Here is a 25969-nt window from a genome sequence, read left to right as displayed (position 1 = left end):
CCGCGATCGAAGGACGCCCCCTAACGAGAGGGCCGTCAGCCGTTCACGATGACCCCGCCGTTTGGATGAAGCACCTGCCCGCTCATGTAGCTGGCATCTTCGCATGCGAGGAAGAGGAACGAGGGGGCCACCTCGTTCGGTTGTCCAGGACGCCCCATCGGCGTATTTTCACCGAAGTGCTCCAGCTTTTCCTTGCTGGCGCCGCCGCACGGATTGAGCGGCGTCCAGATGGGACCGGGAGCGACCGCATTTACCCGGATCCCATCCGCCACGAGATTTTCCGAGAGGGATCTCGTGAAGGCAGTGATCGCTCCTTTGGTTGAGCTGTAGTCCAGGAGCTCCTTGCTCCCCTTGTACATCGTCACGCTGGTGCAATTGACGATCGCCGCGCCGGGCTTCAGGTGGGGCCTGGCTGCCTGTACCAGGAAGAACATGCTGAAAATGTTGGTCTGGAACGTGCGGCGAAGCTGCTCCTCGGAAATGTCGGTGATATCCTTGTCCGGATGCTGTTCACCGGCATTGTTGATGACGATGTCGACGCGGCCGAAAGCCTGAAGCGTTTCCTCGACGACCTCGTCGCATGCGGCGCGTGAGCCAACGTCGGCGCGGATGGTAATGGCCTGCCGGCCTTCGCTCTCGACAATCCGCCTGGTCTCCTGCGCATCCGCGTCCTCGAGCAGGTATACGATGGCGATGTCCGCACCTTCCCGGGCAAAGAGCGCCGCTACCGCCCGGCCAATGCCGCTGTCGGCGCCGGTCACGATGGCGACCTTATCCTGCAAGCGTCCCGCACCGGGATAGCGCGGCTGCCACTCGGGCCTTGGCTCCAATCCGCTTTCGTGGCCGGGCAAGGCGTCCTCGTGGATCATCGGTGCGGTCTGGTTCATCGTCTTCTCCTCCATGAGGTAACCGCCAGCCGGCAGGAATGGTTGTCGCCCGGGGCTCGGCCTAGCGCAGCATCGGTGCGACTGATGGCACTGAAGGGGGTACTCTCGCGCTCCATGCAACGATGGAGCGTCTCACCGGCGCAACCGCGATGGCCCGCTCCGCTGCGAAATCCCTCTCGGTACCGATTACAAGGCCGGCAAAACCTGTTCGGCAAAGCCCCAACCGCGAAGGCCCTGCGCCCGTTCAAGCAGAACAGCCGCATCCCTGATCGAATAGGGATGCGCATCCCGCATCGTCGCCAGCTCCTCCCACGACACCGGTATCGCGACCGGTGCCCCTTCGCGGGCACGAACCGAGTATGGAAGCACCGCAGTGGCACCGCGCTGGTTGCGTAGCCAGTCGATGAAAATGCGCCCCTTGCGCTTGGCCTTGCTCATTGTCGCCACATAGCGCTCGGGCTGCGAGAGGCTCATGGCCTCGGCGAAACGATGGGCAAAGTCCTTGTGCGTTTCCCAGTCGTGCCCTCGTTTGAGAGGGACAACGACATGAATACCTTTGCCGCCCGACAGCATTGCAAACGTGACCAGCCCGAGATCCGCCAGCCTTGCCCGAATATCTCCGGCGGCGCGAATGCACTGCCTGAACTCCAACCCTTCATCCGGATCGAGGTCAAAGATCAAGCGATCCGGCAAATCCACGGCATCTGCGCGCGCGCCCCAGCCATGAAACTCGAGAGTACCCATCTGCACGCAGGAGATCAGTCCCTCGGCATCGTCGATATAGAGATAGTCTTCCAGCCCCCCGTCCTTCTCGCGGATCGGGACATGATGGACATGGTCGCCGAAAGTGCCGCTGTCATGTTTCTGGAAAAAGCACTTCTTGGCGCGTCCCTGCGGGCATCGCACAAGGCTGAGCGGACGGCAGGCGGTATACGGCAACATCAAGGGCGCAACATCGAGATAGTAGTCGGCCAGATCTCCCTTGGTTTCACCGCCCTCGGGAAAGAGCACCCGGCTCCTGTTGCTGATCTTCACGGCGCTCTCCTGCATCGGCGCAGCTTGTGCTCTTTCCCCCGTGACAGCACTGGCCTCTTTGTCGGCCCTCATCCCCACGAAGCTGCCATGGCGCACCCGGCCTTCCTGGGTAAGTTCGGCAAAAGCCACTTCAACCACCAGTTTGGGAGTGACCCAATTCACACCGCGTGCATCAGCGCCGCCGACTGCAAGTGGCGGGGATTTGCGGCTTATCTTATCCAGTCGTGCTGCCAGGTCCGCCTGGCTGGCCGCATCGAACCCGGTTCCCACTTTTCCGCGATAGACAAGCGACTTGCCTACATATTGCGCCAACAGGAGCGATGAGAAGTCTCTGCCTCTGGCGATGGATTTCGTCCAGCCGACAATCACGAATTCCTGGCGCCGGGTACACTTCACTTTGACCCAGTTCCTTGATCGCGTACCTCGATAGGGCGCATCGACCCGCTTGGCGATGACCCCTTCCTGCCCCGCGCCGCACATGGCCTGGAACAGCTTTTCGCCGGCGCCGATGATATGGTCGGCAACGAAAATCGGCGCCTGCGCCTCGCTCAGCAGCGCTTCGAGGCGCTCCTTGCGTTCGATGTTCGGCAAATCCGCCAAGTCCTCGCCGGAGACCTCGATCAGGTCGAAGGCGTGGAATTCAAGTGCATCCTTGTCTGTCTGGCCGCCCTTGCCGCGCCTCAAAACAGCCTGGAGACTGGAAAAATCGGGATTCCCGTCCTGGCCGCGCGCAATGATCTCTCCGTCGATCAAACAGGCAGGCAAGCCGAGCGCACCGATATGCGCCGCGAGCGGTGCGAACTTGTCCGTCCAGTCGAGACCGCTGCGGGTATGGACAAGCACCTGGTCACCGGAGGCGGCAACGAGCGCGCGGTAGCCATCGAACTTGATCTCGTGCATCCAAAGGTTCCCTGTCGGCACGGTATCAACCAAGGTGGCGAGCTGGACCGGTCGGAACTTCGGCGGATGCCCCGAAATCCTGCCTCGCTGCGTAATCTGGCGTGCATTGCGCTTGGCCGCCTGTTCCATGATCTGCGTGAAGGCCTTGCCGCTCTTTCCCTTCAGCGAATGGCTCCCTCCCCTGTCCGCCTCGATCTGTGCCATCGTACGGCCCGTCAGCACGCTGGTGAGGGCTTGGTCGACAAGACCATGCCCCTCATGGGCATAAGCATCCATCACCTTGCGCAGGAGCCAGTTTTCGCGCTTCTCACCGGGCCTGGGCTTCATGCGGACCAGCAACCATTCCCCCTTCATCCTTTCTCCCTCGAGAATGAAATGAAGGTGACCCTCATCAAGATCCTTCGTGCTCTTGCCCGCAATCGGCGCCCATGTGCCGCGGTCCCAGAGCATTACGGTCCCGCCGCCGTACTCGCCTTCGGGAATTCCGCCCTCGAACTCGCCGTAAGATAGCGGATGGTCCTCTGTCCGCACGGCGAGCCGCTTGTCATCAGGATCAGTGCTGGGCCCCTTCGTCACCGCCCAGGATTTCAGCACTCCGCCTACCTCCAGCCTGAAATCCCAGTGCAATCGCATCGCCGCATGTTTCTGGACCACAAAGCTGTTGCCGCCTTGTTTTCCCAGCGTCCCTGCAGGTTCGGCAGTCTTCGCAAAGTCGCGCTTGCGGTTGTACTCCGCGAGAATATCGGCGGCGGGCGGCCTCTTGCTCATGGCTCAGGCCCGCTTTCTGCGGCCCGTACCCGGCGCAGGCGGTTTCTCCTTTGCCGCAGCCCTGCGCGATCGCGGCGGCGTTACGTCGGCCTTGGCACCGACCGACTTTCTCAGCGCCGCCATCAGGTCGATGACGTTCCCCTTGCCAGGGATAGGTTCATCGACATCTTCCAGGATGCGCGTGTTGCTTTTCGACCTGGCCTTCTTGTCGATCAGGCGATGGAGCGCATCGACATAGCGATCATGAAATTCGGCCGGCTTGAAGGGCGCGGTTTTCTTGTCGATCAGGGTCGTCGCAAGATCGAGAAGATCGGCATCGGGTTTTGTATCTTCTATGTCCCGAAAGTATCCCTGCGCCTTCTGCACCTCGTCGGCATAGCGCAGTACCTCCATGACGAGCCCCCGACCGCACGGCTTGATCGAAACGAGTTGCTCGCGTCCACGCACGGCCAGTTGCCCGAGCCCGACCTTGCGCGCCTTGCGCAATGCCTCGCGCAGCACGGTGTAGGCCTCTTCCGCCAGATCGTCGGCAGGCACCACGAAATATGGCTTTTCGTAATAGAGCACATCGATTTCGTCAGCTTCGACGAACTGGACGAGTTCAAGCGTCTTGCGGCTTTCGATCTTGACGGCTTCGATCTCTTGTTCGTCCAGCAGGACATAATTGCCGCGGGATATCTCGAAGCCCTTGATGATCTCGTCCCGGTCGACGGGGCCGACACCCGGGGCAACCTTCTCATACCGAATCCGCTTTCCGCTGGGTTCGTGGATCTGGTGAAACGAAATGGCTGCACCGGACTTCGTGGCCGGATAGACCTCGATCGGGATCGACACGAGCGCCAGGCGAATCTGGCCCTTCCAGTATGCGCGTGCGGGCATGAAAAGCTCCTTTCTCGCAGAGAGAGAAGCATATCAGGACAAGGTAAGTTCCCGCCGTCCTCAGGCAATCTCCGGCAGCCTCGCAAGATACTTGTCGAGAGTGATCGGATAGTCGCGCACACGCACGCCCGTGGCATTGTAGACCGCGTTGGCAACCGCCGCGCCGACGCCGCAAAGGCCCAGTTCCCCCACGCCCTTGGCCTTCATCGGCGAGACCATGTCGTCGGCCTCGTCGAGGAACACCACTTCCTGGTGCGGAATGTCGGCATGTACCGGCACTTCGTAGCCGGCGAGGTCGTGGTTGACGAAAAAGCCGAAGCGCTTGTCGACAGCGAGTTCCTCCATCAGCGCGCCGCCGACACCCATGGTCATCGCCCCGATCACCTGGCTGCGCGCGGTCTTGGGATTGAGGATGCGCCCGGCGGCGCAGACCGCCAGCATGCGCCGCACCCGCGTCTCGCCGGTATAGGAATCGACCGCCGCCTCGACGAAATGCGCGCCGAACGTCGATTGCTGGAATTTCTTGCCGAGATCGCCCCACTGCATCGTCTCTTCGGCGACGAGTTCGCCGGACTTCGCCGCTTCGGCCAGGGCCGCAGAACGGTTGCCCGCGCGGACCTCGCCGTCAACGAACTGCGCGCCCGCCGGGTCCATGCCGAGGCGCTCGGCCGCCATGTCGCGCAGCTTGGCGCAGGCCGCATAGACGCCCGAAGTCGCGCTGTTGGCACCCCATTGCCCGCCCGAGCCCGCCGAGACCGGGAACGACGAATCGCCCAGCTTCACGCGCACTTTCTCGACCGGAAGGCCCATCATCTCCGCCGCCGTCTGGGCTATGATCGTGTAGGAGCCGGTGCCGATATCGGTCATGTCGGTCTCGACCGTGACCGTGCCGTCACCCGCCAGCCGCACCCGCGCCGCCGAGGTCATGTTGAGGTTGTTACGGAATGCCGCCGCGACGCCCATGCCGATCAGCCAGCGCCCCTCGCGCACTTGCGCAGGCTTGGCACTGCGCCGGTTCCAGCCGAACCGCTTTGCGCCGTCCTCAAGACAGCGCACGAAGTTCCGCTGCGAGAACGGGCGCTCGGGGTTCTCGGGATCGACCTGGGTGTCGTTGAGCACGCGGAACTTCACCGGGTCCATCGCCAGCTTCTCGGCCATCTCGTCGATGGCGATCTCCAGCGCCATCAGCCCCGGCGCCTCGCCCGGGGCGCGCATGGCATTGGCTTCGGGCAAGTCGAGTTCGGCCAGCCGCAGCGCGGTCAGGCGATTGGCCCCGGCATAGAGCAGCTTCGTCTGCTGCGTCGCCGATTCCGGCCCGCCGCCGGGCAAGTCGCCCGACCAGCTTTCGTGACCGATCGCGGTAAGCTTGCCGTCCTTCGTCGCGCCCAGACGAATGCGCTGGATCGTTGCCGGGCGGTGCGTCGCATTGTTAAGCATGAGCGGGCGCGGCATCGCGATCTTGACCGGCCTGCCGCAGGCCTTGGCCCCCAACGCCGCCATCACCGCGTCGGCGCGCAGGAACAGCTTGCCGCCGAATCCTCCGCCGATGAACGGCGAGCGGACGTGGACTTTCTCCGGCGGCATCTGGAGCGTCGTGGCCAGTTCGCGCTTGTTCCAGGCGATCATCTGGTTCGAGGTCCAGACCGACAGGGCGTCCCCTTCCCACCAGGCAATCGTGGCGAAAGGCTCCATCATCGCGTGGTTCTGGTCGGGCGTGGTGTAAGTCTGGTCCACCTGCACCGGAGCGGATGCAAAGGCCCCTGCGAAATCCCCCGTATGCGTATCGGCATCATTGCCGGTGAGCGGTTGCGCGCTCGGCTTCGCCTTCGCGAGATCGAAACGCCCCTGCGCGCGGTCATAAGTGATCCGCACTGCATTGGCAGCGCTACGCGCCTGCTCGAAGCTCTCCGCGACCACCACGGCGAGGGCCTGGTGATAGTGATCGACGTTCGGCCCGCCGAGCAGCTTGGCGGTGTTCATGTTGCCCTTGCCGAGCGGCGGCGCGTTCTCCGCCGAGACGATCGCCAGCCCCCCCGGCATCCGCCGCGCGTCCTCGGCATTGAACGAGGCGATGCGCCCCTTGGCGATCCCGGCGCCGATCACATAGCCGTAGGCGGGCTTGGCCAGAACCTCGCCGTGCTCATAGGCGTAGGGCGCCTGTCCGGTGGTCTTGAGCTTGCCGTCCACGCGGTCGACCGCCTGGCCGATGACCTTCATCGCGTCGATGGGATTGGTGCCCGCAGGCGTGTCGAACTTCATGCCCGGTTCTCCGCGATCAGCGCCGCCAGCGTGCGTTCGGCCAGCGTCACCTTGAAGGCGTTCTCATGGGTGGGCCGCGCTTCGGCGAAAGCCGTCTTCGCCGTTGCCCCGGCGCCGTTCCGAAGCTGCGCATCCGCCGCCTCGACCCGCCACGGCTTCGGCGCGACACCGCCGAAAGCCACCCTGCCGCTGCCGTCCTCGTTGAGCACCGCTGCCACCGAGACGAGCGCGAAAGCATAGGAGGCCCGGTCGCGCACCTTGTGGTAGAAATGCCGTCCGCCCAAGGGCTTGGGCAGGGTAACGGCGGTAATCAGCTCGCCGGGCTGGAGCACGTTCTCCAGATGCGGGGTATCCCCCGGCAGGCGGTGGAATTCGCCGATCGGCACGCTGCGGGTCTTGCCCGAAGCATCGACCGTCTCGACCGCCGCATCCAGCACGCGCAGGGCAATCGCCATGTCGCTGGGATGGGTGGCGATACAGGCATCGCTGGTGCCGATCACCCCGAGCGGGCGGCTGAACCCGCCGATCGCGGCGCAGCCGGAGCCGGGCTTGCGCTTGTTGCAGGCCTGGTTGGTGTCGTAGAAATAAGGGCAGTGGGTGCGCTGGAGCAGGTTGCCGCCGGTCGTGGCCTTGTTGCGCAATTGCCCCGAAGCGCCCGCAACAATGGCGCGGGTGAGCACGCCATAGTCCTTCCGCACCCGAGAATCCGCCGCCAGCGCCGTATTGCTGACGAGCGTGCCGATGCGCAGGCCGCCCTCCTTCGTCGCCTCGATCCGGTCCAGCCCGAGGTCCTGCACGTCGACCAGATGCGTCGGCGTCTCGATCTCCAGCTTCATCAGGTCGAGCAGGTTGGTGCCCCCAGCGATGAACTTGGCGCCCTTGTTCGCGGCGACGGCAGCGGCGGCCGCAGCCGAGGTCTTCGCGCGCTCGTAAGTGAAGGCCTTCATGCCCGAACCTCCGCATCGTGGGTTTCCGCGATCCGGACACCGGCGACTTCCGCCATGGCCTCCGCGATGTTCGAGTAGGCGCCGCAGCGGCAGAGATTGCCGCTCATCCGCTCGCGCATTTCGAGCACGGTCATCTCGGGGTCGCCGCCGACGTCGCCCTGGACGTGGCTGGGAATCCCCGCCCTGATCTCTTCCAGCACCGCCACCGCCAGCAGATCTGTCCCGGGGTGCAATAGCCGCACTGGAAGCCGTCATGCCTGATGAAAGCCGCCTGCATCGGGTGCAGGTCCTCCGGCGTGCCAAGCCCTTCGATCGTCGTCACGGCATCGCCTTCGTGCATCACGGCAAGGCTGAGGCAGGAATTGATGCGAATGCCGTTCATCAGCACCGTGCAGGCACCGCACTGCCCATGGTCGCAGCCCTTCTTGGTACCCATCAGGCCGATATGATCGCGCAGCGCGTCGAGCAGCGTCGTGCGCGTATCGAGCATGAGTGCCTGCGCTTTGCCGTTGACCTTGAGAGAAAGCGCCATCGTCGGGGGCTGCTGTGTCATGGATGCCGCTCCTTCCGAGGCGGACGGGATGGCGGAAATACCGACGCTGGCCGCGCCGCCCGCCAGAACCGCTCGCCTGGTTACCTCGAAATATCCCGTTCCGCTCGAGGCTTCGCTAGACGCTTCGCTCATTGGCCGTCCTTGTCGCACCGGGACGAAAGAGTTCGCCCCTTGGCGATGGTAACGCATTGCACGGCATTTCGGCACCACGTGAAATGGCATGCTATGGTGACGCCCGTTCATCAATACCAGGAACCGGCAGCCCTCCTTGCCCTTCAAGCACTCATGCAATTGACTTGATTTTCAGCTTCGGCGTCAAAGCGGCTGATGCTTTTTCTTCTTTCTTCCGCCGCTCGAACACGCTGCGCATGTGTCTGCGATCGGCATCGGAGAGTATCGCCGCACTTTCGGTGAACTGTTCCTGCTCTTCCTCGCGGATATGGTGCAGATATTCCTCCTTGAGGTCCGCGAACCGTTCCATCCACTTGGGCTTGCCCATGTCGCGTGCAGCCAGGTCATCGAGCATTTTGTCGATCTCCTTATGCTCGGCAACCGCGTGCCGTGCGAATTCGGTAGTTTCGGGATTACGCAGCACCGTCGACCAGAGCGCCTGTTCCTCGGCTGCGGCATGGGATTTCAATTCCCGCACGAGTTCCTCGAACAGCGCATGGCGTTCCTCGCTCGCACCGTCAGTGGCCTCGATCATCGCCAGGAGCGCACGGTGGCGGTCATGATCCTCGACAAGGCGGCCAAACACGTCGGGCAATCCGCGCAGATCGGTTTCCGGCGTCTGGCCAATCCGCGCGGGCACATCGGGGGCAATGGCCTTGGCCTTGGCGACCGCGCTGGCTTTGGCCTGTGAGGGAGGGAGAGGTTTGCTCTGCGACTTGCCTGCCATGTGTCTTCGCTCCTTAGATTGTTGCCGGAGCGTCAGGGCACCTTACGCTCCGGCATCCATGTGACGGGACATCCAGCGCTTGACCTCAGTCGCGGCGCGCCGAGGCGCTTTGACGAGCTCGCTTGTCGCGTTCGCGCGACAAAAGCCATCCGCCCGCCAATGCTGCAATTCCAAGCGGCCCCAGACGCCGAAGCACCGATGTCGTAACAATGCCAAGCGCCGCGCCGCCTGGCCGGCCGAGGTGCGGTGTGCCTTGTGCAATCTTGCTGCCGATGGCGGCTGCGACTATTTTTCCGATCATGGCGAAATCCCTTTCGCCTATTGAAACCCGGGTTCTCCCGTTGGGTTCCCCTTCCCTGCCCCGGCCCATGACATCATCGCCGAGATGTCAGTCTCCCGCCGCCATTGGCGCGCCCGAAAGGTTTATGCCACCGCCGGACAGGCAAAGCCGATCGGGAACCTGTGCCTGTCCCAGGCGATTGTTCCGTTCAAGCCGGAAAAATCCTCCCCGACTGCAACAACGGAAAGGCCCCGCGATGCTCGCCGTTGCCGATGACCGACTGGAAGCGAAGGAAACAACCCGGCCGCCAGCGCTCGTCCACGTCGATCCATCGCAGCCCGGTTACTCCAGGCGCCCGCTCAAGCGCGGATTTGCCTACCTCGACTGCGACGGGAAACGCATCCGGAACCCACAGATCGTGGCGCGGCTCGATGCGATCGCCCTACCTCCGGCCTATGAAGATGCCTGGTATGCTCCCGATCCCGACGCCCACATCCTGGCCACCGGAACAGATGCGGCAGGCCGCCGGCAGTATAGATACCACCCCCTGTTCTCGGCGCACCGCGACAAGCGCAAGTTTGCCAATTGCGCCGCCTTCGGGATGGCATTGCCTGCTATCCGCGCGGAGGTTGAACGGGAACTGCGCAGGCGCAAACTCACGCAGTCACGCGCGGTCGCGTCGATCATCCGCCTCCTCGATACCGGGCGCGTGCGCGTGGGAAACGACTGCTACGCGCAAAAGAACGGGAGTTTTGGCGCGACAACCCTGCGCCGTCGTCATGTTCGCCTGAAGAAGGATGTTCTGCACCTGCGGTTCAAGGCGAAGTCAGGCAAGACCTGCGACATGACTGTCAGCGACCGGGGGCTTCTGCGCTTCGTCAAACAGGTACTGGACCTGCCAGGGCAGACATTGTTCCAGTACGAAGGCGAGGACGGGGAATACCACGCGATGACGTCTTCCCATGTCAACGACTACATCCATGCTATCGCGGGAGCACAGTTCACCGCCAAGGACTTCCGAACCTGGCGGGCGAATGTACTGGCTTTTGCATGGCTGCGCGAAGACGATGGCAACGCGCGGACGCTGAAGGCGATGCTCGCCCATGTCTCCGCGCATTTGTGCAATACACCTGCCGTGGCGCGCAAGGCATACATCCATCCCCGCCTCGTCGAGCAAGCCCGCACCGATCCCGGGCAGTTGCTCGGCTGTCCGCTGCCGCGGCGCAGCAAGTGGCTCAGCCGTGAGGAGCGGGGATTGATCGCTTATCTGTCCGCAGAATAAGCGTTCCGCTCGACGCACGATATCCATACCGGTGCTTGCGCTCCAGCATTGAGAACAGCGCCCCGGCACGCACTTCGCCCCCGGACGAATGCCCAGCAGCGAGCTCTTTTGCCAAACGGCGCTATCACGAATTGAATTGCCACATCGCAAGAAGGCGGTACGAGAGTGAGCACGCTGAGACGTGCTTTGAATGGAAAGCAATAGATCAGAGCATAGATGCATCCGGACAGATCGCACCGGCCACCCCCTTCATAATGGAGATACCGGCCGCTGCAGATGCTGCGCTTTCCTCTGTCATGCGCGGCAAGATCGATGCATTCGATTGGAGCGGAACCCCTCTCGGCCCTCGCTCCGCCTGGCCCTCCGAACTCAAGATCGTCGTCCGGCAAATTCTCGATTCCAGCTTCCCCAAGGCAATCGTCTGGGGGCCGGACCTGACAACGATTTACAACGACGCCTTCCTTCCCATCCTGGGCAAAAAGCCCGATGCACTCGGGAAGTCGTTTGCAGCCATCTGGGCAGAAGCCTGGGATACGATCGGCCCCATTGCCAAGCGCGCCTACGCCGGCACTCCCACGTACATTGAGGATTTTCCGCTCGTCATCGACCGCACCGGTCAGAGTGAGCAAGCCTGGTTCACCTTCTGTTACAGCCCCCTGCGACTGGCCGACGGCAGCATCGCCGGCATGCTCGATACCGTGGTGGAAACGACCGGCAAGATGCAGGCGCAAGCTAGTCTGGCGGTAATCAACGCGGAACTGGGACACCGTCTCAAGAACACGCTTGCGCTTGTTCAGGCGATTGCCTCGCAAACATTGCGCGGCGCAGCCGAACCCGGCGCAATGGATAATCTGTTTCGCAGACTGCAAGCCCTGGGCCACGCTCATGACATCCTCTTGCGCCGTGACTGGGCGGCAGCGTCCCTGAGCGAAGTCATTCATGCCTCGCTGGAACCGCACGACCACGATCATCGTATATCTGCGAGCGGCCCCGATCTTGCGATCGGTTCACGCACAGCCGTCGCTCTCTCACTGGTCCTCAACGAACTTGCCACCAATGCAGCCAAGTATGGCGCGCTTTCGCGCTTTTCCGGCAGCGTCACCCTTTCCTGGACGATCGAGGGCGAACAGCTTCTTCTTCGCTGGCAGGAAGCGGGCGGACCGCCGGTTTCTGAACCGGAGCGGAAGGGGTTTGGCACTCGCCTCATCGACATGGGTGTTGGAAACAAAAGCACGGTGACACGTCATTACGAAGCCAATGGCTTCGGGCTGGAAATGCGAACACCGCTGACGGAACTGGGTAGCTAGCAAATTCAGAAGCGTAGCCCTCGCCATCGCTGCTCCTGTGGGCCACTTTCAACACTTCCCCTGCCACCCTGCACCGCCATGGACCAGCACTTTCCTGCCGCGCAGATCCCCGTCCGCGAAATGTCATGACGGCAATGCCAAGCGATGCGCCGGTCTCTAAGGAGGCCGTCGCGGGGAGCGGTACTGCGTTGCGGGCCGGAACCGCACATAGTCCGCCGCCGGCCCCCTGTGCGCGGCCCGATGGCGCCTCGAAAACCCACACCGCTTAGTCAATTCTCGAAGGGGCAAAACCGGGCCCAGAAGCCTTGATGTGAAAGCTACCATCGAGATCTCCGGAGGTGCTGGAAACCACCGATCCTGCGCTTCACGCGATGTGATGCGAGGCGGCATAAACGCATCATGCTCACGCCCGCGGCGAAGTGACGAGTTCGGCCAATTCCTTCCAGGCCCGCACAACATCACCAGCGGCATCCGCGAACTGGGCAGCCGGGACAATCTGTCCGTCGTTGGCCTCGATCCTCTCCCGCGGCAGGCTCAGGCCGGGTACCGTTTCCACCGAACGCATCTTCAGCCCCTCGAGTACCTGCCGCAGCTGGGCGCCGCATTTGCCGCCACCGTGCCCGCCATAAGTGACGATCATGGCCGGCTTGCCCGTCCATTCGCGGTAGAGATGGTCGAGCGCGTTCTTGAGCGGCGCGGGATAGCCCCAGTTGTATTGCGGCGTCACGAAGACAAAGGCGCCGTAACGCGCGACTTTCCGGCTCCATGCCAGCGTGTGCGGCTGGCTGTATTGTCCCATGGCGGGGATACCGGGCTCATCGTCCATCGGCAGCGGCCAATCGCGCAGATCGACGAGGTCAACCGAGCCGGGGACAATACCGGCTCCAATCTCGCCAATCCATTGTGCGATCTTGTGACCAATACGCTGGTTCCGGGTGCTGCCGATGATAATGGCGATATGTGTCATGACCGAACTCCTGATGGCGAACCGGAAGGAATGCCTGCGTTCATCTTGGGTCCCCCACGCCGCCGAGCTTTGGCTGAACGCCGTCCAGATAGGCCGAAAGCGTCTGATCCAAATTTTCAGCTGCAAAAATACCGGCAATGTAGCCATCCGGCCGGATCAGGGCCCATGCCCCGGCTTCGAGACCGTAAGCCGCATCGATGTGGCCGCCATCGTCGATGACGTCACCGCCCTTACCGACGACGATCAGCCGCAAATCCTTGCGGGGCCTTGGCCGATGCCCATCGTCATTACCCAGCAGCGTCCAATGCGGCCCCTGACACAGTGTGAACAGCCGTGTGGGCTGTCCGGCTCGCCCAAGACACGGCGCGTCCGGGGCACGATCGCCGGCCACAACATGGGCTAAAACACGGGCGGGGCCGCCCTGGTCAGCCAGCGACAAAGAAGACCGGGGATAGCCAAGGTCGAGTTGCCGCACCTCGCGGCTGCGACGCATCTGCCCACTCGTGGCCTCGCCGAGCAGGCGTGTTGCCAGACCGAGCATGTCAGCGGCGATAGGCCTGCGTTCCTCCTCATAGGTATCGAGCAGGGTGCCCGGCGCACCCGCAAGCACGGCAGCCAGCTTCCAGGCAAGATTGTAGGCATCCTGAACGCTCGTATTGAGACCCTGCCCGCCGGTCGGAGGATGGATATGCGCCGCATCGCCTGCAAGGAAAACCCGGCCCACCCGATAACTGTCGGCCAGTCGTGCATTCATCGCGTAAACCGAAGACCATGACACCGACCTGATGACGATGTCCTTGCGGCCGCTCCGCTCGCAGACTAGCGTCGTCAGCGCTTCAGGCGTCAGATCAACATCGCCTTCGAGCGGAACCGGCCCCTGAAGCTGAAACAAATCGGTGCCCACAAGCGGACAGACCAGCAACTGCGTGGCGCTGCTGCCACCCTGGAAACGATGCCAGGCAAGCCGATCCAGTCCCTCAAGCTCTACGTCGGCGACAAGCGCGCGCACGCCCAGTGTCTCACCCGGGATGCCGATGTCGAGCGCATGCCGCACGAAGCTGCGACCGCCGTCCGTACCGATCAGGTAGCGCGCCCGGATCCTACGCTCACCAGTCGCATCCTCAACACGGGCGGATACGCCTTCGCCATCCTGCTCGAATCCCTTGAGCCGCATCCCGAAGCGCGGTTGGTAGCCGAATTCAGCAAGACGCTCCCGCAGCACGGCTTCGGTACGGAACTGCGCGACTAGCAGCGGTCCTGCATAGGGTTCCGCGGGTGTGGGGATCGCTCCGGCCTCGGTTAGCGAGCCTTCCTCGATCGTGCCGTCCGCATGATAGACCCGCAAGGGCGGATAGGGACCGCCTGCAGCGGCCAGGCGATCGGCCACGCCGAAATCCTCGAACACTTCCATCGTTCGAGGCTGGATCCCCTTGCCCCGCGACCCTTCGAATGGCTGGGTGTTCTGCTCGATCAGGATGAAGTCTACCCCGCGCCGGGCGAGGTCGATGGCCAGAGCAAGACCAGCCGCTCCGGCGCCGCTGATCAGGATTTCCGTATCGAATGGCACTGGCATCTCCGCGAATCAATGTGTAATACGCACATATATTTCCATTCGCAGTCGGGCAACAAAACGTGAGTAATGCACATAATTCCGAAATCCTGCGCGAACTTCACACAGCGCTCATCGACGTGGTCGATGAGATCAACCGCCCTCGCCGCGATGACCGGCTGATCGAAGAAGCGGGCATTCCGCTGGACCGCGCACTCTTCCCGCTTCTCGCGCGCATCGGTCGTTATGGGCCAATCGGCGTTGTCGAACTGGCGGATCGCACCGGCCGCGATCACACGACGGTGAGCCGCCAGATGACGAAGCTGGAGGATCTGGGCCTCATCGAGCGGCGCGCCTCGGCATCCGACAAACGCGTGCGAGAGGCCTCCGTCAACGAAAAAGGCGGCGAGATGATCGCGTTACTGAATGCAGCGCGGGAAAGGCTGGCAAATCGCATCCTGGCGAATTGGACCGAAGCCGACCTCGATCAGCTGCGCGTGCTCTTGAGGCGTTTCGCGGACGATCTCATGCGGTGAGCTTTCCTGCGACAGGCAATCGATCGGCCGATCCAATACCTGCATACTACTGCATGTGTGCCGCCTTGCGTACGGATGATATCCTCGGATCATCGCCCTGACCCTGCCGGACAACGCACTGGAGATTTCCTTCACCTGAAGCTAACGGGCTCAGGCAGAAGGATTGTACGGCGATGAGCATGGATCAGGATACGAACGGCGTTCTCTCACCGGTCGGCGGCCATATCCCGCCCGAAGTGCGCGCCATCGTCGAGGAACACGCGGATGCACTCGTCGCGCTGTTCTACGACACTTTGCTGCAGGATACAGAAGCCAAGCAGTTCCTCAGTAATGCCGTCGTCGAAAACCGGCTCACTCTATCGTTGCGGAACTGGTTGACGGGTCTTCTGGGCCCTGTCGACATCCGGCAATCCACGCAGCTCCAAGACAGCCAGAAAACGATCGGCGAAGTCCACGCGCGCATCAAGGTTCCGGTCCATCTCGTGATGAAGGGCGCCCTGCTCATCAAATGCGAGCTGGCCCGGCTGCTGCGAGAGGCACTCCCTGCAGCAGCCGCGTTCGACACCCTGCAAACCCTGCATGAACGGATGGATCTGGCGATCACGATCATGAGCCAGGCCTATGTGAAAGGAGTGACAGCGCGGGCGCGCCTCGATGAGGCCTATCGGCTCTTTTCCCTCGACCAGGACGTCGCGGTGGAAAAGGAAAGTCAGCGCGCAAGCTTGATGGAGTGGTGCCAGAACACCCTGTTTGCGCTTCTGCGCGGCAGCACCGACCTGCTGCGACTGTCGGCGTCGCCGTTCGGCCTCTGGATCCGGCACCGCGCACAGTTCATGTTCGAGGCCTCTGCGACTTTCAGCGATCTGGTCGCGGCGGTCGAGAAAATCGACAACCAACTGCTTCCGGATATCGAAAGCACGACCGGTCCGGCCGACGCGCTCGGTTCGCTGCAAGCCGCCGTCGATGAAATATCCTATTTGCTGGGAGAGCTTTTCCAGACCCTGGGGGCGATGGAAAATGGCCGGGATCCTTTGACGCGGGCGCTGAACAGGCGTTTTCTGCCGGTCATTCTCGGCCGTGAGATTGCCTTTGCCAATGAAAATCGCAGTTCGCTTTCGGTCATCATGATCGACGTCGACCACTTCAAAAGCATCAACGACCGCTTCGGCCATCCCATTGGCGACAGCGTTCTCAGGCAGGTCGCGCAGGCCATTATCGAAAACGTCCGGTCATCAGATTTCGTATTCCGATATGGCGGCGAGGAATTCCTGGTGGTTCTGGTCGAAACCGGCCGCGATCAGGCCTATGATATTGCGGAGCGAATTCGTGCCGACCTGGAACGCCGCGATCTGGAAATCGAGAATGGCCAGACCTTGCAGGTTTCCGCATCGATAGGAATTGCCTGCCATACAGGCCATCCCGATCAGAAATACCTGATCAAATCTGCCGACGAAGCACTCTACAAGGCCAAGCAGAACGGCCGGAACAGAATTGAGTTCTTCGAGCCGACGTCTGCCTAATCATACTTCAGCAAGTCCTAAAAGCGCCTTCCTGACAATCCGGAAATCGCGTCAGCTGCCAGGGCAGAAATTTGTCTGTTGAACCGCACCGAGATTGCCGGAGGCCCTAACTCCTGAGAGAATAGGGTCTACGATGAGCAAGACGACGAACAAGTTCGCCCCTGAGGTTCGGCAGCGAGCGATCCGGATGGTACTGGATCACGAGGGCGATTACCCCTCTCGCTGGGCTGCGATCACATCGGTTGCCGAGAAGATTGGGTGTTCCGGGCACACGCTGCTGGAATGGGTGAAGAAAGCGGAGGTGGACAGCGGCAAGCGCGGAGGCGTGCCGACGGAGACCGCCGAGAAACTCAAAGCATTGGAGCGTGAAGTCCGCGAACTGCGGCAGGCCAACGAGATACTGCGCAAGGCGTCGGCATATTTTGCCCAGGCGGAGCTCGACCGCCCGTTCAAACGATGATCGCCTTTATCGACGAACATCGCGATGCCTATGGGGTCGAGCCGATCTGCCGGGTTCTGCCGATCGCCCCATCCACCTATCACGAACGCCTTGCCAAGCGGCGAGACCCGGCTTTGCAATCTGCTCGTGTCCGGAGGGATGAAGAGCTGAAGCCCGAAGTTCTGCGGGTCTTTGCCGAGAACTTCGGCGTCTACGGTGTGCGCAAAGTGTGGCGGCAGATGAAGCGCGAGGGCTTCGATGTCGCGCGCTGCACTGTGCAGCGGTTGATGCGAGATCTTGGTCTACAAGGGGTGATCCGCGGCAAGCCGGTTCGCACCACGATCGCGGACAAGGCGGCCCCATGCCCGCTCGATCAGGTCAACCGCCAGTTCCATGCTCCGGCGCCAAACATGCTATGGGTCTCCGACTTCACCTATGTCGCGACCTGGGCGGGGTTCGTCTACGTTGCCTTCGTGATCGACGTCTACGCCCGTTACATTGTGGGTTGGCGCGTCAGCAGAACAGCGCATGCCAGCTTCGTGCTGGATGCGTTGGAGCAGGCCATCCACGACCGAAAGCCCGTTCATCGCGGCGGCCTAGTCCATCACAGCGACCGTGGATCGCAAGGCGGATTCAATCGGTCGTCGCAACACCTGCTTCCTACTGCGGGGCGAGGAACTGGTCGAGGACTTCTGCAGGTGTCTTCCATCCGAGCGTCTTACGCGGGCGCGTGTTCATGGCGTGAGCAACTGCTTCGAGTTCTGGTATCGAGTGCCGGCTGAGATCGGTGCCCTTCGGGAAGTATTGGCGGAGCAGGCCGTTGGTGTTTTCATTTGAGCCACGCTGCCATGGGCTTTGCGGATCGCAGAAGTAGATTTTCAGTCCACTGTCGACCCGGAGCGTTGCGTGCTGGGCCATCTCGGCACCTTGGTCCCACGTGAGTGACTGACGGAGTTTCTCTGGCAGCTCCCGCATGGATTCGGCGATGGCCTTGCGGACGGCTTCGGCTCCATGCCCGGCAAGCGGCGGACCGTTCTTGATCCCGCGACCGCGCTGATATCCCTCCTCGCGCGGGAGGTGCAGCAGCATCGTAAATCGCGAACTGCGTTCGACGAGGGTGCCGATCGCGGAGCTATGCAGTCCCAGGATGAGATCACCTTCCCAATGTCCGGGAACAGCACGATCCTCCACTTCCGCGGGGCGCTCGCTGATCATGATGGCTTCATCAACGAAGGATTTTCCGCGACCGCGTGTTCGTTCGCGCGGCACGCGAAGGGCTCGGCCCGAGCGCAGGCAAGCCGTCAATTCCTGGCGCAGGGCACCACGTCCCTGGATGTACAGGGATTGATAAATTGCCTCATGGCTGATGCGCATGGCGGGATCCTCTGGGTAGTCGATCCGCAGCCGATGGGCGATCTGCTCCGGGCTCCATGCAATCGACCAGCGCCGGCTCTGTCGAAGCACGGCGCGCCGCTTCTTCCATGCCACTTCAGGGCCGGTAAAGACGATACCATCAGCATTCGTGACCCGACCAGCAAGACGCTCCTCGACATAAGCGCGTAGAGCAGGATTGCTGGCCAGCTTGCTCGGCCGCGGACGCCGACCTGCGCGTTCAGCGTGCCACTGCGCGACGCTGGCACGGTAATCCAGATTGCCGCCACGAGTGGCAGCGTTGCGCCGTACTTCGCGTGAGATCGTGCTGGGCGAGCGCCCCAGTTTGCGCGCGATCGCACGGATCGTCGATCCTGTGGCAAGCTCGATGGCGATTTCTTCCCGCTCGCGAAAGGTCAGAAATCTTCCGCTGGGCGCCGGCGCCGAAGGCGCCAGATGTGTTGGCGGCATACCTCCCGAACTCCGAAACCAGCGCGGTCCGAGCGGCGTCGAGATGCCAGCATCCGCAGCAGCTTCCTCGCTCGAACGCCCGCGGGCGATGGACTCCCAGAAGCGACAATGATGCTCACGCAACCACGCAGATGGACGCCCGGGTGAATGCAGCTTCTCTCGGGTGCACCGTTCTGATGCTCTTCGACCGGCCATGTTCGCAACCTCCAATTTCTTGGTGTTGCGACGACCGATTGAATCCGCCCAATACGTGTCAATCAAGTACACCGAACGTCTCGCTGAAGCCGGCATCGAGCCATCCGTCGGCAGCGTCGGCGACAGCTACGACTGTGAGAAGATGCGTGCAGTCTGGAAGGTCTGACCCGTGCTTACGACTGACCACGTGTCATGGCGTTGATCTGTCGGCCCTCCAGGCTGCACCCGGGGCGTCGCGAAACGTGACTTGATAGGAGCCTGAGGGAGTGCCGTCCCGTCACAGTCCTGTCCGCTCGCGAAGGGCCTTCGGGTTCCACCCGCCTGGAGGACCAATATGCATGATATCACACCAGACGCCGTCGTCATCGGCATCGACACCCATAAAGACGTTCACGTCGCGGTCGCGATCAACGGATTGGGCGCGCGGCTTGCCACAGCATCGTTCCCGGTAACCAGCAAGGGCTATCGCCAGGTAGCAGCTTGGGCAACCGAGCACGGAACCGTGCACGCGTTCGGTATCGAAGGAACTGGCTCATACGGTGCCGGCCTCGCACGTGCGTTGGCTGCGAAGGGTTGGCGCGTCATTGAGGTCGGCCGGATCAACCGGCAGCTCCGGCGTCGATATGGCAAGACCGATACCGTGGATGCCGAGTCTGCTGCAAGGGCCGTGCTTGCGGGTGACGCTGGCGGTGAGCCCAAGCTCGGTGATGGCACCGTCGAAATGATCCGTCACCTCAAGATCGCCCGCGACACCGCGCTCAAAGCGCGAACACAAGCCATGGTCACGCTCAAGACAATGCTGGTGAACGCGCCCCAGGCGTTGCGCGAGCGGTTCATCAGCATGACCGGCAAGATGACGCTTATCCACGCGATCGCAGCGCTGCGCCCGGGGGCACTGCTATCCACCACTGCATCGGCGAAGATGGCGCTACGCGCATTGGCGAACCGATGGCTGATGCTGGATGCCGAGATCAAAGAGCACGAAGCCGTCCTCGAGCAGTTGGTGCGTGCCCACGCACCGGCATTGATGGATGCGCCTGGCGTGTCGACCGGTACCATCGCCGACATGCTCATTGTCTTGGGCGACAATCCTCAGCGGATCCGATCCGAGGCCGCGTTCGCCAAGCTATGCGGCGTGTGCCCCGTGCCGGCATCAAGTGGCAAGACCAACCGTCACCGGCTCAACCGCGGTGGCAACCGGCGGGCGAATGCGGCTCTGTACCGCGTCGCCTTGGTTCGCATGCGCCACCATCCGCCGACCCGCGAATATATCCAGCGCCGAACCGCCGAAGGCAAGTCACCTCGCGAAATCCGGCGGTGCCTCAAGCGCTACATCGCTCGCGAAATCTACCAACACCTTTGCACTGAAAAGCCGCTCCCAGCAGCCGCGAAAGGCTCTTGACCAACATAGGAGCATCAACGCTTTGGCCGAAACGATCAACGGTCTCTACAAAGCCGAAGTAATCCACCGTCGAGGGCCTTGGCGCTCGTTCGAAGCCGTCGAATATGCCACGCTGGAATGGGTCGACTGGTTCAACAATAGGCGCCTTCTCGAGCCCATCGGAAACATTCCGCCCGTCGAAGCCGAGCAACGCTACTACGCTATGCTGGACGACGTCCCACTGGCTGCCTAATTTAAGAAAACTGGCCTCCGGCAATCTCGGTGCGGTTCATGTCGCTGAAGCGACCAGCCTGCAAGGCGCCCAATCCGGTCTTCCCGAAGCCCTCTCGATGATCCCAAAAAGCCGACCGCCTGCTTTCAGAGATTTCCAAGTCATTCAGTGATTGATCACCGAAAAATTCTTGCCTCAACTAGCCACAGAAGCCTCCGACAGCCGCGGAGCTGTCAGGAGCTGTCAGAGGTTTCGCGTGATTACGACCTGACCAAGGCTTGGTGCGCGGCCATTCCCGCGAGCACGCCCGACGCCGATGCGACCGTGGCATTGTGCATCGGGCGTGCTCTCCCGAAATCGAACCTGCCGGCGCGGCTCCACACCTTGATATACACGTCCTGCAAAATGTCCTGCGCCGCATCCCGATCGGCGGAGATACGAAGGCAAATGCCGAAAAGCTTCGCCGAGGTCATCTCATAGACCTCCCCAAGCGCGCATCGGTCGCGCGAGGCGACCCGCGCCGAGGCGGCGACAAGTTTCTGGCGCTCGGCATCCGCATCTCTCACCTCTGCAAGATAACACCCTGGCGCCCTGCTTCAATCATGGATGACCAGCGCTTCAGCGCTCTGCAAAAGCTAGAGCGCCCAGTTCCTCGTGGCCTCGTCCGCCATGTCGATATCGTCGCAGACCAAGATAAGCCTGTTCTGATAGTCGGAATATTGCACCAGGATATTCACGCCGGCATCAGCCAATGCACGTGAAATCGCGCCCAGTTGCCCCGGCGTTCCTTGCTTGAGCTTCCGAATAAGCGGTCGCTGCACGGCAACGGTTGGGATCCCCGCAGCGGCAGCGGCTTGCCTCGCGGCCTCACCATCGCGGAACAGGAAGTGCGCAATCGCCTTGCCATTGCAAGGGAAGACGCCGCCGCCCTCGAAAGGCACCCCGGCGCGGCCCATCGCTTCGCCCAGAGCCGCCAAGGCGCCCGGCCGATCGTCGAAATGGAATTCCAGGTCAAACATCGTGCGCGGCCTTTCCATGCGCGGCGTGACTGTCGCCGGGAGCCTCAGCTCGGCTACCGCTGTCGGCCCGCATCGTCATCGCGCTTGCGAGAATCGCGCTGGTCACAGCGGCGATCTGGTGCTTCGCACATCCTGCTGCATTGTGCCTCTCAGGCAAGCCTATCCGCAAACAGTGGCAGAGCGACGCGCACTTCCTGCTGCTCGAAGCCCGATACGCTATCGCCGACAAGGCGCACGCCTTTCTCGGTCGGCAGCACAAGGCGGACCAGCGCGAGGCTTGCCTCGCGCAGCTGGGCATGACTGCACACGGCAGTAGGGAAGGTTTTGCTGCGCGTGACCTGCTGAAAGTCGGCGTATTTGACCTTCACGGTCACGGCCCGGCCGAAGGACTGTGCTCGTTCGTACCAGGTCCATACGTCGTCGGCCTGACCCAGCACACCTGCCTCGATCTCGTCGTTTGCCAGAAGTTCGCGGTCGAAGGTTGTCTCGGTGCCCGAGGACTTGCGCTCACGGTCCGGATTGACAGGCCGCTCGTCGGTACCGCGCGCGATCTGGTAATACCATTCGGCCGAGCCGCCGAAATGCTTCTGGAGAAAGTCGAGCGTCTTGGCGCGCAGATCGGCGCCGGTCTCGATCCCGAGCGCTTCCATTTTACGCGCGGTGACCGGCACCACCCCGTAGAACCGCTTCACCGGCAGGCTCTGGGCCCATGCAGCGCCCATGTCGGGGGTGACGGCAAATTGGCCATTGGGCTTGCGTTGGTCAGACGCGAGCTTGGCCAGGAACTTGTTATAGGAAATCCCGGCGGAGGCTGTGAGCCCCGTCTCCTCAAGAATCCGTGCGCGGATTTCCTTGGCAGTCAGCCAGGCGGTGGCAATCCCGCGCCTGTTGGCCGTCACATCGAGATAGGCTTCGTCGAGCGACAGCGGCTGAATAAGATCGGTATAATCGGCGAAGATCGCGTGGATTTGCCGCGATACCTCCTTGTAGACCTCGAAGCGCGGCGACACGAAAATGAGGTCGGGGCACCGCCGCTTCGCAGTGACAGAAGGCAGCGCCGAACGGACGCCGAACGTGCGGGCCTCGTAGCTGGCGGCCGCCACCACGCCGCGCGCGGCCGGATAACCGACGGCGACCGGCTTGCCGCGCAGCGAGGGATCGTCGCGCTGTTCGACAGACGCAAAGAAGGCATCCATATCGACGTGGATGATCTTTCGGGGCGGAGACTCGGCCACCGGCGACTTGGCCACTCGATATTAAGGTCGCGAAGTCCGCGGTTATCCGAGCCGAGGATCGATCAGGAACTTCTCCCCGGTCGCCTTGCGTTCATAGCGGCGCAGGACGTCCGGTTGCAGCGCCTGCCCCAGGCCGACGACCTGGGTATACCGGCTGGCGAACGTCGTCGTGAGTTCGGCCAAGACCCGCGCGCGCAGGCGGGCGGCGACTTCCGACCCCGCCTTTTGCAGGAACGGAAAGAGCAACCAACCGCCGACAGACCACTGAAAGCCGAACGTCATTCGGTTGAGCGTGGTGGGTGCAAGGTCGAGAGCACCGTAGATGTAGAGCTGCTTGAACGTGTCCGAACCGTAGCGACTGTAGCTGCCCGAATTTTCTACCGCGGCTCGTTCCATCGAGCAAAGGATGTCGCTACCCAGCGTCCCTCCACCAATAGCATCGAAGGCGATCGTCGCACCGGTTTCCCGGATCGCAGCCGTGAGCTGTGCGGTGAAGTCCTCGTCCCGGCTGTTGACGACATGCTGGGCGCCTATATCCCGCAGGATCTGCGCCTGCTCCGGCGAGCGGACCACGTTGATGAGCGCAATGCCGTCCGCGAGGCAGACCCTTTGGAGCATCTGGCCGAGGTTCGAGGCGGCAGCAGTATGGACGATAGCCTTGTGGCCTTCCCTGCTGGCCGTTTCGACAAAGCCGAGAGCCGTCAACGGGTTCACGAACATGGCCGCGCCATCAGCGGCGCTAGCGCCGTCCGGAAGCGCGACGACATCTCGCGCCGCGATACGGCGATAGTCCGCATACATTCCCCCGCCAATCATGCCGACAAGCTTGCCTTCCAGTGCCTTGGCGTTGCGGCCGGCCGCGATCACTGTCTGACCTGCCCCCCGCTGAGTGGCCCAGAGACTATGATAGTCTGGACCACGAAAGGGACGATGAATGCCGAGCAAGAAGCACAAGCCGGAAGAGATTATCGGCAAGCTGCGTGAAGTTGAGATTGTGCTGGCGCAGGGAGCGAGCACGGCTGAAGCCTGCCGCCGGATCGCGGTCAGCGAGCAAACCTATTATCGCTGGCGGAAGGAATATGGCGGCCTGAAGACGGACCAGGCGCGGCGTATGAAGGATCTGGAGAAAGAGAACCAGCGTCTTCGCCGGGCGATTTCGGACCTGACGCTGGACAAGCTGATCCTGCAGGAGGCTGCCAAGGGAAACTTCTGAGCCCTGCGCGGCGGCGGCGCTGCATCGATCATGTACGACGAGAGCTTCCGGTGTCCGAGCGACGGATATGCCGGGTGCTGGGTCAGCATCGATCGACACAACGCAAGGTGCCGCGCGGGGCGGATGACGAACAGGCGCTGACAGAGGATATCATCGCTTTGGCGAAGCAATATGGCCGTTATGGCTATCGCCGGGTGACGGCATTGCTGTGCCATGCGGGATGGACGGTGAACCATAAACGGGTTGAGCGGATCTGGCGGCGTGAGGGGCTGAAGGTTCCGCTGCGTCAGCCAAAGCGGGGACGCCTGTGGCTCAATGACGGTTCATGCATCCGCCTGCGGCCCGAATATCCGGGACATGTCTGGGCCTACGATTTCGTCGAGGGGCGGACGCATGATGGCCGCAAGTTCCGCATCCTCACGATCATCGACGAGGCCAGCAGGGAATGCCTGGCGCTCATCGTTGCACGGCAGCTCAAGCATGAGGATGTTCTGGCGGCCCTGGCCGACCTGTTCATCTCGCGCGGTCCGCCTGCACATATACGGTCCGATAATGGCAGCGAATTTATCGCGACCGCCGTCCAGAAATGGCTGGGCCAGATCGGCGTGAAGACACTCTACATCACACCGGGATCACCATGGGAGAATGGCTATAACGAAAGCTTCAACGGGTCGCTTCGCGACGAACTGCTCAACGGCGAGATCTTCTACAGCCTCGCGGAGGCCAAGGTACTGATCGAGGCATGGCGGCGGCATTACAACACCGTTCGCCCTCACAGCAGCCTGGGCTACCGACCGCCGGCACCAGAAACGGCGACACCGCCATATCCGGCCTCCGGTTCCGCTTCGCTCCACCTCCGTCCGGATATGGCGGTGATGAGCTTAATGCACTAACAAACCAATCGGTCCACTCGGTGGGGGCAGATCATACGCCGACTGTGGACCGGCAGCCTGATCGTGAACCGCCCAGGCCGTGCACGCGATACCATCGGTTCCGACGTCGCTTCGGGCCTTGCTGACCTCGAAGCCTATGGGCAATTGATCCTCGCAAACCCCGATTTCGTGGAGCGTCTGAAATCCGGTGCGCCCTTCAATGACGCTGATCGCATGACCTTCTTCGGTGGCAATGAAAAGGGTTACACCGACTACCCCGCACTGGTTGCATGAGGGATTGCCGTCAGATGATGGCTTTTGGCAGGCAGGGGCGTCCCTGCCTGCCGATTATTCCTGGAAAGAAGGCAAAGCGATGAATGCAGAACAGGCCCGCGTATTGGATTTCTGGTTCCGCGAACTCACGCCAGCTGATTGGTTCGGCGCCGCTGACAGCCTTGACCCAATCGTGCGCACTCGCTTCGGCAAACTCCAGGAAGAGGCCGCTGCGGGAAATCTCGATGATTGGGCAGAAAGCCCGCTCGGCAGGCTGGCTCTGATTATCGTCCTGGACCAATTCTCTCGGCATATCTTTCGGGGATCAGCCGCGGCCTTTGCCTCGGACGAACGTGCACAAAAGCTGGCGGTGGACGGTGTCGGCAAGGGCATGGACGAGCAACTCTCGTTTGCTCAGCGGCATTTTTTCTACATGCCTCTGATGCATGCGGAGAGCCTCGAACTCCAAAGACTAAGTGTGGAATGCTTTGAGCGGCTGAAGGCCTTCGCAAACCAGCTGGTCGCCTTTGCACAGGTACACCAAGATGAGGTGCTCCGGTTTGGTCGCTTTCCCCGACGCAATGCCGCGCTGGAACGGCTCAACACGGACGATGAGAATTCATTCTTGAGTGGAAATCGGGCGGAATCGCGGCGGGTGTGATAGGCTGCGTCCGCCCCCATTTCGGTCGTTGGGCACCACA

22 protein-coding genes, 3 pseudogenes and 1 other annotated feature are annotated in these 25969 nt (G+C 62.2%); of the genes and pseudogenes, 10 read left to right on the top strand and 15 right to left on the bottom strand.

Annotated features, from left to right (window positions below; translation table 11 throughout):
- Positions 1 to 35: 35 nt before the first annotated feature.
- The 8 genes and pseudogenes from CA833_RS20990 to CA833_RS20955 form a co-directional block, all read right to left on the bottom strand.
- Positions 36 to 887 (bottom strand): SDR family oxidoreductase, encoded by an 852-nt coding sequence (locus CA833_RS20990; protein WP_207081052.1) that lies wholly within the window; start codon positions 885 to 887, stop codon positions 36 to 38.
- Between the two features lie 186 nt (positions 888 to 1073).
- Positions 1074 to 3590 carry a DNA ligase D gene (gene ligD / locus CA833_RS20985; RefSeq protein WP_207081051.1) on the bottom strand — a complete coding sequence of 839 codons (2517 nt, stop codon included), beginning with the start codon at positions 3588 to 3590 and terminating at the stop codon, positions 1074 to 1076.
- Between the two features lie 3 nt (positions 3591 to 3593).
- Positions 3594 to 4469 carry a Ku protein gene (locus tag CA833_RS20980; RefSeq protein ID WP_207081050.1) on the bottom strand — a complete coding sequence of 292 codons (876 nt, stop codon included), beginning with the start codon at positions 4467 to 4469 and terminating at the stop codon, positions 3594 to 3596.
- A gap of 60 nt (positions 4470 to 4529) precedes the next feature.
- On the bottom strand, positions 4530 to 6728 hold the full coding sequence (gene paoC, locus CA833_RS20975) for an aldehyde oxidoreductase molybdenum-binding subunit PaoC (protein WP_207081049.1): 2199 nt from the start codon (positions 6726 to 6728) through the stop codon (positions 4530 to 4532).
- Positions 6725 to 7675: a xanthine dehydrogenase family protein subunit M gene (locus tag CA833_RS20970; RefSeq protein WP_207081048.1), complete on the bottom strand. Its 951-nt coding sequence runs from the start codon at positions 7673 to 7675 to the stop codon at positions 6725 to 6727. Before CA833_RS20970 ends, paoC begins: the two co-directional genes overlap by 4 nt.
- Positions 7672 to 8165 (bottom strand): annotated as a pseudogene (locus CA833_RS20965) (2Fe-2S iron-sulfur cluster-binding protein). Before CA833_RS20965 ends, CA833_RS20970 begins: the two are co-directional and overlap by 4 nt.
- 346 nt (positions 8166 to 8511) lie before the next feature.
- Positions 8512 to 9126, bottom strand: coding sequence for a hemerythrin domain-containing protein (locus CA833_RS20960; RefSeq protein ID WP_207081047.1), 615 nt, complete (start codon positions 9124 to 9126; stop codon positions 8512 to 8514).
- Positions 9127 to 9211: 85 nt separating this feature from the next.
- Positions 9212 to 9427, bottom strand: a complete 216-nt coding sequence (locus tag CA833_RS20955) for a DUF6203 family protein (RefSeq protein WP_207081046.1) — start codon at positions 9425 to 9427, stop codon at positions 9212 to 9214.
- A gap of 235 nt (positions 9428 to 9662) precedes the next feature.
- Between CA833_RS20955 and CA833_RS20950 the strand changes: the two genes are divergently transcribed.
- Both CA833_RS20950 and CA833_RS20945 read left to right on the top strand, forming a co-directional pair.
- Positions 9663 to 10688: a DNA topoisomerase IB gene (locus CA833_RS20950; protein ID WP_207081045.1), complete on the top strand. Its 1026-nt coding sequence runs from the start codon at positions 9663 to 9665 to the stop codon at positions 10686 to 10688.
- Positions 10689 to 10984: 296 nt separating this feature from the next.
- Positions 10985 to 11995 carry a sensor histidine kinase gene (locus CA833_RS20945; RefSeq protein ID WP_207081044.1) on the top strand — a complete coding sequence of 337 codons (1011 nt, stop codon included), beginning with the start codon at positions 10985 to 10987 and terminating at the stop codon, positions 11993 to 11995.
- Positions 11996 to 12398: 403 nt separating this feature from the next.
- Here the strand turns inward: CA833_RS20945 and CA833_RS20940 are convergent, their stop codons facing one another.
- Together CA833_RS20940 and CA833_RS20935 are read right to left on the bottom strand one after the other, a co-directional pair.
- The gene (locus CA833_RS20940) at positions 12399 to 12962 is read right to left on the bottom strand and encodes an NADPH-dependent FMN reductase (protein ID WP_207081043.1); all 564 of its coding nucleotides are present in this window, start codon (positions 12960 to 12962) and stop codon (positions 12399 to 12401) included.
- 40 nt (positions 12963 to 13002) lie between these two features.
- Positions 13003 to 14529, bottom strand: coding sequence for an FAD-dependent oxidoreductase (locus CA833_RS20935; RefSeq protein ID WP_242526575.1), 1527 nt, complete (start codon positions 14527 to 14529; stop codon positions 13003 to 13005).
- 122 nt (positions 14530 to 14651) lie between these two features.
- On the opposite strand from CA833_RS20935, the gene CA833_RS20930 reads away from it, so the two are divergent.
- The 3 genes and pseudogenes from CA833_RS20930 to CA833_RS20920 all read left to right on the top strand — a co-directional run.
- Entirely contained in the window at positions 14652 to 15047 is a 396-nt protein-coding gene (locus CA833_RS20930; RefSeq protein ID WP_242526574.1) for a MarR family winged helix-turn-helix transcriptional regulator, read from the top strand.
- 173 nt (positions 15048 to 15220) lie between these two features.
- A complete protein-coding gene (locus tag CA833_RS20925; protein ID WP_207081040.1) occupies positions 15221 to 16567 on the top strand; it encodes a diguanylate cyclase in 1347 nt (448 codons plus the stop codon).
- Between the two features lie 133 nt (positions 16568 to 16700).
- Positions 16701 to 17632 (top strand): annotated as a pseudogene (locus tag CA833_RS20920) (IS3 family transposase); the annotation flags it as partial.
- Positions 16982 to 17098, top strand: a sequence feature (AL1L pseudoknot). Its footprint overlaps the pseudogene before it by 117 nt.
- A 34-nt stretch (positions 17633 to 17666) precedes the next feature.
- On the opposite strand, the gene CA833_RS20915 reads toward CA833_RS20920, so the two are convergent.
- Complete coding sequence (locus CA833_RS20915) at positions 17667 to 19043, bottom strand: IS30 family transposase (protein WP_207081039.1); 1377 nt, start codon at positions 19041 to 19043, stop codon at positions 17667 to 17669.
- A gap of 334 nt (positions 19044 to 19377) precedes the next feature.
- Here CA833_RS20915 and CA833_RS20910 point away from each other — a divergent pair, with 334 nt between their 5' ends.
- Both CA833_RS20910 and CA833_RS20905 read left to right on the top strand, forming a co-directional pair.
- The gene (locus tag CA833_RS20910; protein WP_142639180.1) at positions 19378 to 20445 is read left to right on the top strand and encodes an IS110 family transposase; all 1068 of its coding nucleotides are present in this window, start codon (positions 19378 to 19380) and stop codon (positions 20443 to 20445) included.
- A gap of 16 nt (positions 20446 to 20461) precedes the next feature.
- A pseudogene (locus CA833_RS20905) lies at positions 20462 to 20677 on the top strand (integrase core domain-containing protein); the annotation flags it as partial.
- A gap of 239 nt (positions 20678 to 20916) precedes the next feature.
- Here the strand turns inward: CA833_RS20905 and CA833_RS20900 are convergent.
- From CA833_RS20900 to CA833_RS20885, 4 genes are all read right to left on the bottom strand, one after another.
- A complete protein-coding gene (locus CA833_RS20900; protein WP_207081038.1) occupies positions 20917 to 21222 on the bottom strand; it encodes a sigma factor in 306 nt (101 codons plus the stop codon).
- A 69-nt stretch (positions 21223 to 21291) separates the two neighbouring features.
- A complete protein-coding gene (locus CA833_RS20895; protein ID WP_207081037.1) occupies positions 21292 to 21675 on the bottom strand; it encodes an amino acid-binding protein in 384 nt (127 codons plus the stop codon).
- Positions 21676 to 21824: 149 nt separating this feature from the next.
- Positions 21825 to 22910, bottom strand: coding sequence for a DNA polymerase IV (gene dinB, locus CA833_RS20890; RefSeq protein WP_207081036.1), 1086 nt, complete (start codon positions 22908 to 22910; stop codon positions 21825 to 21827).
- A 42-nt stretch (positions 22911 to 22952) separates the two neighbouring features.
- Complete coding sequence (locus CA833_RS20885) at positions 22953 to 23777, bottom strand: zinc-binding dehydrogenase (protein WP_370584610.1); 825 nt, start codon at positions 23775 to 23777, stop codon at positions 22953 to 22955.
- A gap of 67 nt (positions 23778 to 23844) precedes the next feature.
- Here CA833_RS20885 and CA833_RS20880 point away from each other — a divergent pair.
- The 3 genes from CA833_RS20880 (at position 23845) to CA833_RS20870 (ending at position 25929) form a co-directional block, all read left to right on the top strand.
- A protein-coding gene (locus CA833_RS20880) for an IS3 family transposase (protein WP_207079409.1) occupies positions 23845 to 25016 on the top strand; the annotation gives its coding sequence in 2 pieces (ribosomal slippage) (positions 23845 to 24109 and positions 24109 to 25016; 1173 coding nt in all).
- Positions 25017 to 25079: 63 nt separating this feature from the next.
- Positions 25080 to 25289 carry a hypothetical protein gene (locus CA833_RS20875; RefSeq protein WP_207081035.1) on the top strand — a complete coding sequence of 70 codons (210 nt, stop codon included), beginning with the start codon at positions 25080 to 25082 and terminating at the stop codon, positions 25287 to 25289.
- 79 nt (positions 25290 to 25368) lie between these two features.
- A complete protein-coding gene (locus CA833_RS20870) occupies positions 25369 to 25929 on the top strand; it encodes a DUF924 family protein (protein WP_207081034.1) in 561 nt (186 codons plus the stop codon).
- Positions 25930 to 25969: the final 40 nt, after the last annotated feature.

The organism is Novosphingobium sp. KA1 (genome assembly GCF_017309955.1).
In the GTDB taxonomy this organism is placed as follows: Bacteria; Pseudomonadota; Alphaproteobacteria; order Sphingomonadales; family Sphingomonadaceae; genus Novosphingobium.
This window is presented reverse-complemented; position numbering and strand designations above follow the sequence as displayed.

Coding starts and splice junctions, on each gene's coding strand:
- CA833_RS20895 (WP_207081037.1), bottom strand. CDS start 21,675: ATGTTTGACCTGGAATTCCATTTCGACGATCGGCCGGGCGCCTTGGCG.
- CA833_RS20925 (WP_207081040.1), top strand. CDS start 15,221: ATGAGCATGGATCAGGATACGAACGGCGTTCTCTCACCGGTCGGCGGC.
- CA833_RS20940 (WP_207081043.1), bottom strand. CDS start 12,962: ATGACACATATCGCCATTATCATCGGCAGCACCCGGAACCAGCGTATT.
- CA833_RS20910 (WP_142639180.1), top strand. CDS start 19,378: ATGCATGATATCACACCAGACGCCGTCGTCATCGGCATCGACACCCAT.
- ligD (WP_207081051.1), bottom strand. CDS start 3,590: ATGAGCAAGAGGCCGCCCGCCGCCGATATTCTCGCGGAGTACAACCGC.
- CA833_RS20970 (WP_207081048.1), bottom strand. CDS start 7,675: ATGAAGGCCTTCACTTACGAGCGCGCGAAGACCTCGGCTGCGGCCGCC.
- CA833_RS20960 (WP_207081047.1), bottom strand. CDS start 9,126: ATGGCAGGCAAGTCGCAGAGCAAACCTCTCCCTCCCTCACAGGCCAAA.
- paoC (WP_207081049.1), bottom strand. CDS start 6,728: ATGAAGTTCGACACGCCTGCGGGCACCAATCCCATCGACGCGATGAAG.
- CA833_RS20870 (WP_207081034.1), top strand. CDS start 25,369: ATGAATGCAGAACAGGCCCGCGTATTGGATTTCTGGTTCCGCGAACTC.
- CA833_RS20950 (WP_207081045.1), top strand. CDS start 9,663: ATGCTCGCCGTTGCCGATGACCGACTGGAAGCGAAGGAAACAACCCGG.
- CA833_RS20990 (WP_207081052.1), bottom strand. CDS start 887: ATGAACCAGACCGCACCGATGATCCACGAGGACGCCTTGCCCGGCCAC.
- CA833_RS20955 (WP_207081046.1), bottom strand. CDS start 9,427: ATGATCGGAAAAATAGTCGCAGCCGCCATCGGCAGCAAGATTGCACAA.
- CA833_RS20945 (WP_207081044.1), top strand. CDS start 10,985: ATGCGCGGCAAGATCGATGCATTCGATTGGAGCGGAACCCCTCTCGGC.
- CA833_RS20980 (WP_207081050.1), bottom strand. CDS start 4,469: ATGCCCGCACGCGCATACTGGAAGGGCCAGATTCGCCTGGCGCTCGTG.
- CA833_RS20915 (WP_207081039.1), bottom strand. CDS start 19,043: ATGGCCGGTCGAAGAGCATCAGAACGGTGCACCCGAGAGAAGCTGCAT.